The organism is Rhodococcus sp. YH3-3 (genome assembly GCF_001653035.1).
In the GTDB taxonomy this organism is placed as follows: Bacteria; Actinomycetota; Actinomycetes; order Mycobacteriales; family Mycobacteriaceae; genus Rhodococcus_F; species Rhodococcus_F qingshengii.
Window position 1 is genome coordinate 876,244 of sequence record NZ_BCWH01000002.1, and the last position, 12,426, is coordinate 888,669.

General features: G+C 63.2%; 9 protein-coding genes. 1 reads left to right on the plus strand and 8 read right to left on the minus strand.

Annotated elements, in window-relative coordinates:
- The first annotated feature begins 23 nt into the window (after window positions 1-23).
- Window positions 24-1,451, plus strand: coding sequence for an amidase (locus tag YH3_RS16875; RefSeq protein ID WP_003940167.1), 1,428 nt, complete (start codon window positions 24-26; stop codon window positions 1,449-1,451).
- A 28-nt stretch (window positions 1,452-1,479) separates the two neighbouring features.
- On the opposite strand, the gene YH3_RS16880 is transcribed toward YH3_RS16875, so the two are convergent.
- The 8 genes from YH3_RS16880 to YH3_RS16915 form a co-directional block, all read right to left on the minus strand.
- Complete coding sequence (locus YH3_RS16880; RefSeq protein ID WP_003940028.1) at window positions 1,480-2,160, minus strand: 3'-5' exonuclease; 681 nt, start codon at window positions 2,158-2,160, stop codon at window positions 1,480-1,482.
- 123 nt (window positions 2,161-2,283) lie between these two features.
- Complete coding sequence (menC, locus tag YH3_RS16885) at window positions 2,284-3,417, minus strand: o-succinylbenzoate synthase (RefSeq protein ID WP_030535169.1); 1,134 nt, start codon at window positions 3,415-3,417, stop codon at window positions 2,284-2,286.
- Window positions 3,407-4,228, minus strand: coding sequence for a GNAT family N-acetyltransferase (locus YH3_RS16890; protein WP_007731362.1), 822 nt, complete (start codon window positions 4,226-4,228; stop codon window positions 3,407-3,409). The genes menC and YH3_RS16890 overlap by 11 nt, the downstream gene beginning before the upstream one ends.
- Window positions 4,206-5,369, minus strand: coding sequence for a M20/M25/M40 family metallo-hydrolase (locus YH3_RS16895; protein WP_064443746.1), 1,164 nt, complete (start codon window positions 5,367-5,369; stop codon window positions 4,206-4,208). The genes YH3_RS16890 and YH3_RS16895 overlap by 23 nt, the downstream gene beginning before the upstream one ends.
- Entirely contained in the window at window positions 5,366-8,725 is a 3,360-nt protein-coding gene (locus YH3_RS16900; RefSeq protein ID WP_064443747.1) for a serine hydrolase, read from the minus strand. Before YH3_RS16900 ends, YH3_RS16895 begins: the two co-directional genes overlap by 4 nt.
- Complete coding sequence (locus tag YH3_RS16905; protein ID WP_003940215.1) at window positions 8,722-9,513, minus strand: ABC transporter ATP-binding protein; 792 nt, start codon at window positions 9,511-9,513, stop codon at window positions 8,722-8,724. The genes YH3_RS16900 and YH3_RS16905 overlap by 4 nt, the downstream gene beginning before the upstream one ends.
- On the minus strand, window positions 9,510-11,390 hold the full coding sequence (locus YH3_RS16910; RefSeq protein WP_225320135.1) for a dipeptide/oligopeptide/nickel ABC transporter permease/ATP-binding protein: 1,881 nt from the start codon (window positions 11,388-11,390) through the stop codon (window positions 9,510-9,512). Before YH3_RS16910 ends, YH3_RS16905 begins: the two co-directional genes overlap by 4 nt.
- A gap of 1 nt (window position 11,391) precedes the next feature.
- Window positions 11,392-12,405, minus strand: a complete 1,014-nt coding sequence (locus tag YH3_RS16915) for an ABC transporter permease (protein WP_064443748.1) — start codon at window positions 12,403-12,405, stop codon at window positions 11,392-11,394.
- Window positions 12,406-12,426 lie beyond the last annotated feature (21 nt).

A 12,426-nucleotide genomic window follows, 5' to 3' on the forward strand; every position in this document is an offset into this window, starting at 1 on the left:
CGACACGAGTGATGAGGGCATCGATGCAGGATTTGTTCGACAACAACGACATGACCGGCCTGGCCGAAGCGATCAAGAGCGGCGACGTCTCCGCCAAGGAAGTCCTCGAGTTCAGTCTGGACAGGCTCGACGAGCGCAACCCGGCAGTCAACGCGGTGATCAGTGAGCGCCGAGAGGAAGCGCGCAACGAGGTATCAGGCGGCCTGCCGGATGGTCCACTGCAGGGCGTCCCGTTCGTGATCAAAGACCTCGGCATGGACGTCGCAGGATTGCCGAGCACCAATGGATCTCGATTGTTCGCCGACGCTGTGGCAGAAAAAGATTCGACGCTCGTCGAGCGCTACCGCCAGGCTGGTCTGGTTGTCATCGGCAAGACGAACACCCCGGAGTTCGGCAAGAACGCGAGTACCGAACCTGCGCTGTTCGGACCCACCCGTAACCCTTACGCCCTTGATCGTTCGCCCGGCGGATCTTCGGGTGGCACGGCTGTAGCTGTTGCCGTCGGGATCGTGCCAGGCGGGCATGCCAGCGACGGTGGTGGATCGATCCGTATTCCCGCATCGGCCTGCGGCCTGGTAGGCCTCAAGCCGAGCCGAGGACGTACTCCGACGGCACCGGCGCGCACGCTCTTCTCGTCGCCGATGAGTGTTCATCACGCGCTCACCCGAAGTGTCCGCGACACTGCGCTGCTTCTCGATCTGTCCGCCGGGCCGACAGTGGGCGATCCTTACGTGATCCTGGCGCCGAAGCGGCCGTACATCGAGGAAGTGGGTGCCGATCCCGGACGGTTGCGGATCGGTCTGAGTAACGCTCTTCCTGACGGCACACCGGTGGACCCGGAGTGCTCGGCCGTCGCGACCGGTGTTGCCGGCCTGCTCGAAGAACTCGGTCACGATGTCACCGAGAGTGCCCCGAACTTTCCGCTCGATGCGCTCACTGCCGGGCTGTCGGTGTTGATGGGCATTCCGATGACGATCGAGGTCGACGAACGACTCGACGCCCTGAACCGCGCGATCCGCGACGACGACCTCGAGCCGATGGCGCGGATGATCTACGACCGCGCGAAGTCCGAAAGTGCGACGAACGTCGTCAAGGCGCTGCAGGAACTCGAGCGGGCCGCCCAGGTGATCGGTGCGTTCTTTGTCGATCACGACCTGTTGCTGACTCCGACGATGGCTCGGCCGGCAGCTCCGCTCGGTCTGCTCGATACGGCGAATCCTATGTCGATCTGGGAGCATTCGGCCGGGTACAGCGGCTTGACCAGTCCGTTCAACAGTTCAGGTCAGCCGGCGATTTCCTTGCCGATGGGTCATGACTCGGCCGGCGTTCCGATCGGCGTGCAGTTGGTCGGCGCGTTCGGCCGTGAAGATCTGCTGATTCAGGTTGCGTCGCAGCTCGAAACAGCCCGTCCGTGGTCCATTGCGCCGGTGTGGCCGCCGGTCCCGGCGTAGCGCGCGGTCGTCCGAGCCGGGGAGGACGTCAGGCGATGATGCGAATCGGCCACTGGCCGTTCACATCTGCCACGTCCCTCCCTTGGCTGAGAAGGTACTCGGCGAAATCGCGTTGCCGCTCTGCGTGCCAATCGGCTTGATCGACCATGAGATCGAGCCCCAGGATGTCGGGGAACCGCACGGCCAACTCGCGGGCCAACGCTGCCGCAGCTTTGGCATCGGCCTCGGCTTCGTGCGCCGACTCCAATGAAATTCCGTAGTGCTCGCACACGGCCGCAAGCGTTCGCTTGCCCTTGCGGAACGTATCCATCGCCCGATCGATCACGTACGGATCGATCACCAACCCCGGAACGAATGCAGGCTTGCCGATGCGCAGACCCTCGGCATGCATGACCGTCAGATCATAGGAGGCATTGAACGCCACGACGGCGTGATCGCGCGCCCAGGAATTGTGCAGAGCCTCGCGAATCTCTTCGTAGCCCTCGGAATAATCCTGGCCGTGTTGCGCCGCGAACTCGGTGCTGATGCCGTGAACAGCCGAGGCGCCGGCGGGGATGTCGACGCCGGGATCGAGTAGCCACGTGCGTGTTTCGACACTCGAACCGTCGATCACCGCGACGCAGGCACTGACGATACGAGCGGTCGACGGATCCCGCCCCGTGGTCTCGAGGTCGAACGCGCAGATCGGGCGATCGGACCAGCTACTCATCGGGGGCCTTTCGGTGCAGAACGTCATGTCCGAATCACTATGCACCTCCCTACCGACACAAACGACGAACAGCCACCTCCGGGGTGACGGTGGAGGTGGCTGCTGCGTGACTGTGTGACGGACCTACAGAATCTCGGTTCCGACCGTGAAGCGATCCATGACGTCTTCGCGCGGAGTCACACCGAAGCCCGGTCCCTGCGGCACGGCGATGTGGCCGTCCTCGATGACAAAAGGTTCGGTGATGTCTTCCTTGTAGAAGCGATCGGACGCCGAGATGTCGCCGGGCAGCGTGAATCCGTCCAGCGCCGCGAGGGCTGCGTTGGCGGCGCGGCCGATTCCGGTCTCGAGCATTCCGCCGCACCACACCGCAATACCGTGTGCCGAGGCGAGATCGTGGATGCGCTTGGCTTCCAGATATCCACCGACACGGCTCGGCTTGATGTTGATGACCGAAGCGGCGCCCAGCGTGATGGCATCCGCCGCATCCTTGGCCGACTCGACCGACTCGTCGAGGCAGATCGGAGTCGAAAGGGACTGGGCAAGTTTGGCGTGCTGCACCAAATCGTCCTCGGCCAGCGGCTGTTCGATGAGGAGCAGTGCGAATTCGTCCAGGCGGCGCAGCAACTGCGCGTCGACGAGGGTGTACGCGGCGTTCGCGTCGACCTGCAGAGGAACGTCGTAGCCGAACTCCTTGCGCACCGCAGCGACGGGAGCGATGTCCCAGCCCGGCTTGATCTTCAGTTTGATTCGCACGTAACCCTGCGACAGATAATTACCGACGGTTTCGAGTAGCTGCGGAATGCTGTCCTGGATGCCGACGGACACTCCCGAGGGCACCCGAGTGCGAGTGGCACCGAGGTACCGAGCGAAAGACTGTCCACGAGCCCGCAATTCAGCATCGAGGATTGCCATTTCGATAGCCGACTTCGACATCTGGTGACCCACGACGTGGTGAAGTACGCTGCCGACCGTCTCGGCCGAGAGCGGCTGATCCGACTGCGACTTACGCAGCGTCGGAACAAGATACTCGCGAAGCATCGCCCGCGCACCAGCGGTGTATTCGGAGTTGTAGTACGGATCGCTGAGCGAGCCGCACTCACCCCAGCCGACGGTCTCCACCGGACCGTTGGGGCCGTCGGTGGTGCCGCTCACTTTCAGGACGAGGGTGTTGCGCTCGAGCTGGGTGCTGAATGACGTGGTGAAGGGGGAGACGAGAGGGATGCGCAGTTCGCGCAATTCGACGGACTCAATGTGCATGGACTTGCTCTTCTCCGGTTGTCTCGCAGATTTTCGTGAACATGTAATAGCCGCTGGGGTCGAAGCCGGTCGATTGCCATTCCTTCGAGGCGATCAGTGGTTCGAGGTACTCGCGAAGCGCGTGTCGCCAGGCAAAGGCAGAGGCGCGGTCGACTGTTCTCAGATGCTCGATGTCTCTGGGTATTCCGACTGCGATATCGACGCAGTCGGGTGGGATCGGGAGCATTCGAGGCGTACCGTCTTCGGTGGGTTGAAGCACTTTGAATGTATCATTCACGGCTACAGTAGAACTCGGAGATCCATCGACGTCGAGGTCCCAACTGACTAGCATACGATCGCTGGCGTCGCCTGCGTTGATTCCGTCTGCCATCGACCCGTAGAAATCCGGGTTGTATTCGGCCGGTTCGGCTCCGAGACGCTGAATGTTGAAATAGGCATTTCGTGCGACCAGTGGATCGAAGGTCCACCGGATCGTCCTGACGCCGCGCTCGATGCACCAGTCTCGCTGATGATGCTTGAGGGCGCGGCCGATTCCCTTGCCTGCGTGTCCCGGTAGTACTCCGGCGATGTGTGAGTGCAGAACCTCGCCGAGAGGCTCGACGAAGAATCCGACGCAACCACCGATCATTTCGCCTTCGGAAAAGGCTCCCACCACGTAGTGACCACCGTGGTGAAGCGCAACCAACATCGCCGTGCCGAAATGAGCCGGTCCGGGACTGGTAGCCCAGATCTCGTCGAAAACGGCGGATAGATCGGCTATTTCGCGGGTATCGACCAGTTCTCGAAACTCAACCGCTTTGCTTTTCGACACGAGGGCCCCCTTCAGACGTGATCGAACGAATAAGGCCCGCAACCAACGCCGTCCTCGGAGCGATTGCGGACACGAGCGCATGCTCGGTCTCGGCGTGTGCACCGCCGCCGACGCCACCGAGGCCGTCGAGGGTGGGGATACCGATACCGGCAGTGAAGTTTCCGTCCGAGGCTCCGCCTACGGCGAGGCCGACGAGCGGAGTCAGATCATGCTCGAGCGCAACGCGTTCCGCCAACGCCAGCAACGGTGCGGACATCGTCGCTTCGAGAGGGGGACGGTTGACGCCACCCGAGACCGTGACTACGGCTGCGGGGTGGATTGCCTGCAGGGCTCGGATATTCGCATCGACGCGCTCCTGCTCGGCAGCGCTGGTCGCGCGCACGTCCACGTCGACGAAGGCTTCTGCCGGAACGGTGTTGGTTGTGGTTCCGGCTGAAATGACAGTCGGGGTGACGGTGGTTGCCTGCGCCGGCGAGGACAAGTCGTTGATCGCGATCACGAGACGAGCCAGTTCTACTGCAGCGTTGATGCCTTTTTCCGGCTCCAGCCCGGCGTGGGCGGCGCGACCGGCAACATGGATCCGATACAGCGACACTCCCTTGCGGACAGTCTTCAGTTCGCCACCGTCACCGCCGGCCTCGAGAACCAGTACCGCGCCTGCCGCAAGTTCCTCGATGAGGGACCGCGACGTGGGTGAACCGATTTCTTCGTCACCGGTCACGAGGAGTGTGATTCCGTCGAGTGCATCGTCGCCGTGCAGCTCCCGGACGATAGCGAGGGCGTGGATTGCCTGAACGACACCAAGTTTCATGTCGAGTCCGCCCGGACCTCGGAGCGCTCCGTCGGTGACGGCTGCGGGCAGGCGTGTCAGGGTGCCGATCGGCCACACGGTGTCATGATGACCGAGCAGCATCAGCCGCGTCGGTGAGCTGCCGAAACGGGTCACCAGATGGGTACGGCCTTCCGTCACTATCGACTCCGGTGTCACGCTGAGTCGTTCATGGACAAGGTCTGACGTCCACTTCGCGCTGCGGGCAACAGCTTCGAGATCGTGTGACGGCGACTCGACTTCGATGAGTGCGATGGCGTCCTCGAGGATCTGAGGAAGTTGGCGCTCGGCCAGATCGCGGAGAATGGTCATCGGTTGTTCACTCGCGGATACGCGCGGCTTCCGACGTGTAGCAATTGTGTACTCCCGTTGTCGGAGAAAGTGATCCGGATCCAACCTGCTGATTGAGGGAGTCGGGTCCCGAACACTCCAGGGTGAACTTCGATCAGGCTGAGAGAGACGGACTCTGCGCTTTCGGCGGTGACCGAAGGGTCGATGTGATCGGTGCGGCGGGCGGTCAGGGAACCGCCGGTCCTTTCCAAGACGAAATCGGCTGCGGCATCGCGGTACAGGCCGCACAGCGCATCGAGTTCTTCAGGTGAGGACGTGACGCGGGTGTGGGGGTCACCAGGCGAGAATGCCGGTGTCACACTGACGCCGCCTATGGAACCGATTACTTCAGCCAGAAGATCGCCGGAGAGAGCGTCCATTGCTCCACCGTTGGCCATCAGGACCACGGCTAGACCGCACGACGGCACCACTCGCAAGAACGACTGCTGGCCGAGAGTTCCGCCATTGTGGCCATGAGCCAGTACCCCGCCCCAATTATGCAGCAGCCACGTGGTTCCCATGATGTCCGCTGACGACACGTCACCGATCTGGCGGCGCTCCTCGAGCATCGCCAGATGGGTGGACCGCTGAAGCAGAATCGGATCCTCGCGCATCGAATCCTGCGCGAACAGAAGAAGGTCCTCGGCGGTGCTGTTGATGAGACCGGCGGGGCCCATCGAGCGAGGGATGAGGAATTGTGGTGTCTGCTCGAGGTCGTCGGCAGCGCCGACGTGCCCGACTGCAGCGCGGTGCAGTGCCGTCTCCTCAGGCAGGGTCGTGGTTTTGGTCAGGCCGAGCGGTTCGATGATCCGCTCGCGCAGAACCGCGTCCCAACTCTTACCTCGGAGAACCTCGATGATTCGTCCGGCGATCACGAAGCCGGTGTTGCAGTACGACCAATCGGTGCCGGGGGCGAAGAGCTGCACCGTTGATTTCAGTGATGCGACGTATCGCTCGACGCAGTCGTCGCCGCGCCCGCCGTCGATGAAAACGTCACCGTCGATGCCACTGGTGTGAGTCAACAGGTGGCGAGTCGTGACCGTTTCGGTGGCTACCGCGTCGGCAACTGCGAAGTCCGGCAGGATGTTCCGGACAGGTGAGTCGAGATCCAGCAATCCTTCTTCGACGAGCTGCATGATCAGGGTGGCCGTCCAGACCTTGCTGATCGAACCCATCTGGAACAGCGTGTCGGGCGTAGCCGCGACGCCGGTGCGGGTACTGACGACACCAGACGTGACCACGGTGCGGGAGAATCCGCTGCGGGTTGTGGTCAGAATTCCCAGTGAGGCGCCGGGCACCCCGTACTTCGCACTCAGGGTGTCGAGTCGGTACTGCCAGTAGTCGGGATCGACCGTGGTCAGTGCGGGCTTGGGGGAGAGGTGCCGTTCGATCCAGTCGACGAGACGAGTGCTGTACTCCAGTCGGTGGGACGGCCGACCCGTCAACACGAAGGCATGTGACGCGTCCGGGAAAACCACCAACTCGGTCGGGGTGCCGGCCAAACGCAGTCCACCGAACCACTGTTCGGCCTGGTTGACCGGGCAACGGACGTCGCTGCCGCCGTGAAGGATCAGCGTCGGTGTCGTCACCTGGGAGACTCGCCCCAGCGGCGAAAGTTCCTGTACCCGAGATGACTGCGGGTCGAATTCGACCGTCTGCAGCAAGATGCCCTCGTCTGAGGGGCCGGCCGTGTTCGCGATGTCGCAAACGAGACCACCGGCGACTGCGACGGCAAACCGATCGGTGACGGACGTCAGGGCGCACGTCATGAATCCGCCGTAGCTGTAGCCCGTGAGCACCAGTTGCTCCGGATCGGCCATCCCCTCGGTGACAAGGGTTTCGACCGGTTCGAGCAGGTCGGCACGATCCGCCTCACCCCAGCCGTCCCGCACACCGTCGAAGAAGTCGTTTCCGTAGCCGTCACTTCCGCGCGGATTGATCATCAAGACCGTGAATCCCAGCGCGACCAGTTCCGCGTGGTATGCGTGCATCACGGTGGGCGTTCCGGTCCAGGCATTGTGTGGTCCGCCGTGGACGTCCAGAACCAGCGGGCCGGCGCCCGTGACGTTCGGGTCGCGCAGGATCCAACCCTGAACACGGGTGCCGTCGCTGATGTCGAACCAACGCTCGGAGGCGACTGGAAACGCGACGGAAGTTGTCAGTTCCGTGTTCAATTCGGTGACGGTTTCGACTGCACGAGTCTCGAGGTCGATGACGGCGACCTCGCCGAAGGATGTCGCCGTTGCCAGCGCGACGACGGCTCGCCCGGACGTCAGGGCAAGGCCTGAGACCACTGTCTGCTCGCCGGTGAGAAGTGGTGAGACGGAGCCTGATCCGAAATCGACCTTGTGCAGTTCGGTGGAGCCGTGGTTGCGGATGCAGAAGACGATGTCGCCGTCGGCGGTGAAACTCGGTGCGCCACCGGGATAACCGGTCCCGCCCGGCATGACGTTTCGGTCGAGTCCGGACGTCAGGCTGCGGTCTTCCACTCGCTGGTCGCGGTGCAGGACAAGAAGTTCGTTGTTGTGAATGATCGGTGTGTGCCAACCGACGGCTACGACCGCGTCGCCGGCAGGTGTCCATGCAAGTGGTCCTGCGAGGCCGCGTGCGTGCCCCAACATCCGCGGAGCGGAGGCGAGATCAGTCAGCGATACGGTCCAGGCGGAACTCGCCCGCGTCAGATCGGCGTCGCCGTCCATCGCCGCGGTGAAAGCCAGTTCGGTGCCGTCGGGACTGTACGCGGGATGCGAAGCGTCCCAATCGCCGTCCGTCAGCTGCCGTAGTGAGCCGGCGGCCAGATCGAACTCGAACAAGTGCGCCCGAACGCTGCCCCGGACACCGGATCCGTCGACCTTGTAGTTGAGGCGCTTCGCCACCAAGAGGCATGACGATCCGGCGGCAGTGCGGTCGACGGGGGCGCTGAAGGCGATCCGAGCGCCGTCGGGAGAGAACACCGGTGCCCCCGCGCCGAGCGGGAGCTGCGCCGTGGTGGTCAGCTGTGTTGCCGGGCCCCCGGTGGCGTCGACCTTCCACAGTTGTGGTGTGCCCGAGGAATCCGGCCGAACGAAGACCAACAGCGTCGAAACGGGATGCCAAGCCGGCGAGGTGTCGGCAGGTCCCGCGGTGAGCTGTAGTTGCGGGGAAGCCAACCAGATCGAGTGCTCGTTGGTATCCGCAGCCGGATTCGCTTCGGTACGTACGTATGCAATGCGTCCCGACGCCGATACGGCGATGCTGGTCGGTGTAACCACGGACGCGTAATCCTGGATTCTCGCCGAACGACGTTCTTCGGCACGGGCTACGGCAGCGGGGGAGTCGAGAGTGGTCGGCGTTGTCATTGGAACATCGGCTCCCCGAATGTCGGGATCGCGGACAACAGCTTTGCCGTGTACGGCTCCTTCGGCGAATCGATCACGTCGAGAACCGGCCCGTGCTCGACGATCTCGCCGCCGAGCATGACTGCGACGTGGTCACAGACGTAGCGGATCACCGCCAGGTTGTGACTGACGAACAGAACCGTCAGACCCAGCTGCTTCTGCAGATCCACCAACAGATTCAGAACCGCGCCCTGCACGGACACGTCCAGAGCGGAGGTGATTTCGTCGGCAAGCAGAACTGCCGGTGCGGCTGCCAAAGCCCGCGCGAGGGCAACGCGTTGGCGCTGACCACCCGACAACGACGATGGGTATTCGTGCGCCTTCTCCACCGGCAGTTGGACGGTGGTGAGGAGTCGAGCGACCTCGGCGGCGCGGTCGCCGCGGCTGCGCCGAGCTTTGTCACGACGCTCGGTGGACCGCAGCGCCTCGGCGAGTGACTGGCCGATGGTCATTCGCGGGTCGAGGCACGAGTACGGATCTTGGAAGACCATCTGGATCCGGTGGCGCAGACGAGCCGTCGCGCCGCGGGCGTGAGCGACGTCCACACCGTCGAGAAGGATCTGGCCGGAACTGGGCTCGGCCAGGCCGACAGTTGCTCGCGCCAGTGTCGACTTTCCGGAACCCGATTCACCGACGAGACCGACCACCGATCCGGAGGGGATGTCGAGATTGATGTTCTTGACGGCGTGAAATTTTTTCGAACCGCTACCGAGGTGGACGTTGACGTCACGGAATTCGAGTCTGCTCATCGGATCTCCTCTGCAACAGCCAACAGTTCTTCCAACTCGATGTCGGCGGTGCTCTCCTCGGCGTCGAGGCTCTCCACCTGCCAGGCTTCGTCGACGGTGGCAAGCGGCTTGTCGCGATCGGTGCTCATGGTGGGGACCGCGGCGATCAGCGCGCGGGTGTACGGATGCTTTGCACGGCCGGCAATCAGATCGTCGACTGCGATGTCTTCGACGATTTCGCCGGCAAACATGACGAGGACACGGGTGCACATGCCGGTGATGACGGCCATGTCGTGCGAGATGAGAAGGATTGCGGCGCCGGTTTCTTCGCGAACCTCGTGGAGCAGCCCGAGGACCTCACGCTGAACGGTCACGTCGAGCGCAGTGGTGGGTTCGTCCGCGATGATCAGAGCGGGCTTACCCATCAGACCCATGGCGATCATCGCGCGCTGACGCATACCGCCGGAGAACTCGTGGGGGTACTGCTTCGCACGCCTGGGCGCGTCGGGGATCTTGACGGCGTTCAGTCGCTCGACTGCCGCCTTCTTCGCGTCGGCCTTGCTCATACCTTCGTGGAGCCAACCGATCTCGGCGACCTGATATCCGACCTTGAGAGACGGATTCATGGACGACATCGGATCCTGGAACACCATCGCCATACGTGTGCCGAGTTGGCGGGCAACCTTGCGCGAAGCCGCGTCGTCCGGCCGCTTGCCGTCCTTCATCAGCACGGTGCCGTCGAACTCGATGAGCCCGGCGTCGACCACGGTGGGGTGGTCGGTCAGCTGCGCGATTGCCATGCAACTCAGTGACTTTCCGGATCCGGATTCACCGACGATGCCCACGGTTTCGCCGCGGTGAACTGTAAAACTGATGTTGTCGACGGGGCGACGCCAGTCGTCACCCGCGGGGACTGCGACGGACATGTTGCGGACGGTCAGTACCGCGTCTTCGTCGGTGGGCGCCGAATCGGCCTGGGCAGTTTTCCGGTTGATCGGCTTCCACTTCGGCAGGCGACTGCTGATCGGGCTGCGAACTCCCGCGCCGCGAGCAATGGCCTCGCCGAGCAGCGTGAAGGTCAAGCCGGCGAGCACGACGGCGATGCCGGGGGCGAGTGCGGTGGCCGGGTTGACGAAGATCTTCGACAGACCTTCGTTGAGCATCCGGCCCCAGTCGAATGCAGGCGGCTGAATGCCCAAGCCGAGGAACGAGAGTCCGGCGAAGACCACGAGGCCGCTGCCGACAGCGATGCTGGCATTGACGATGAGTGGTTCACGGATATTGGGGAGAATGTGGCGGAACAGCAGCCCCGGCTTGGTAACCCCGAGGATGCGTGCTGCGTCGATGAAGTCGCGTCCGTTGACCGACGAAGCCAGTGCGTACGTCAACCTCGCGAACGGCGAGGCCAGGGCGAGACCGATGGCGATCACCGCGCTGCCAGCACCCTGTCCGAGAACGACCAACAGGAAGATCGCGAGGAGCAGTCCGGGGAATGCGATGGCGAAGTTGAGGAATGCCACGACCATTCGTCCGACCCAGCGGGGAGCGAGCGTCGGGAGCGTACCGAGTATCAGGCCAATTGTGACACCGAGTGCGACGGCTCCGAGAGCCATGAGCACCGACAGTCTCGCGGCGGTCATCGTGCGGGCGAAGACGTCACGCCCGCCGGCGTCGGTGCCGAAGATGTGCTCGGAACTCGGTCCCTGAGACAGTGCCTTCGGGTTGGCCGCGACAGCGGCGTCACCCCAGATCATCGGTCCGAAGATGACGAGGGCGATCAGAGCGGTCAGGAAGGTGAGGGCCAGGATTCCCAATGGGGTGCGGAACGTTCCGACGATCCAGTGTCGTCGCGGGGGCGTCTTGGGGGCCGCAGTGGGGGCCGTAGGTGAGGTGCTCAACTCAGTTCTCCCGAATTGTGGATCGTGGGTCGATGAGAGCGAGCACCACGTCGACGATGAAATTGATGAGAAGGACGATGGCGCCGTAGATCACGACCAGTGTCTGGGCGAGCGGGTAGTCCTTCTCGGTGATGGACTTGACCAGCGCCATGCCCATGCCGGGCCAGGCGAAGATGCTCTCGATGAGCACGGTGCCGGCAATCAGACCACCCAGGAGGAGTCCGGCGAGCGTCAGCGTCGACGTCATGAGGTTGGGCATTGCATGACGGAAGTAGATTCGTGCCACGGGCATTCGCTTGGCGCGCGCCGTACGGATGTAGTCCATGTCCAACACGCCGAGCGCCTCTGCACGGACGATGCGCGACATCGAGGCGATGGCACCGATCGACATGGCCGCGACCGGGAGGATGTAGCTTTCCGGTCCACCTCGGCCGGCGACGGGCAGAACAGGGAACGTGACGGCAAAGAGGTAGACCAGCGCCGTACCGAACATGAACTCGGGGATCACGGCGATGGTGCCCGACGTTGCGGTGTAACCGATCTCGACTCCGCGTCGTCGACCGTTGCGGGTCAGTGCAGCGAAGATGAGGCCGATCGGAATGCCCACTAGCAGCACCGTGACGACTGTGAGTACAGCCAGTTCGAGTGTTGCCGGTAGGCGGGACGCGATCACCTCGAAGACCGGAGTCCTCAAGGTGATCGAGTCACCGGGATTCCCGCTCAGCAACCCGCCGACGAATCGGAAGTACTGCTGCCACAAGGGAAGGTCGTAACCGAGCTGAGACCTCGTTGTCTCGACCAGTTCGACCGGTGCGTTCATTCCCAGTGCCAACCGAACCGGGTCTCCCGGAATCAGTTGGAGCATCAGGAACGCCGCAGTCACCAGCGCCCAGAGTGAAATCACGAAGGTGCCGAAACGACGCAGAAGATATGTGGGCCAGCTGTCGGACTCGAGCCACTTTGCTCGAGCCTGAGGCGCCGCTTCTGGTTTCGCGGCTTCAATAGTTTGACTCATGGGCTGTCTTTCCGGAGGGCG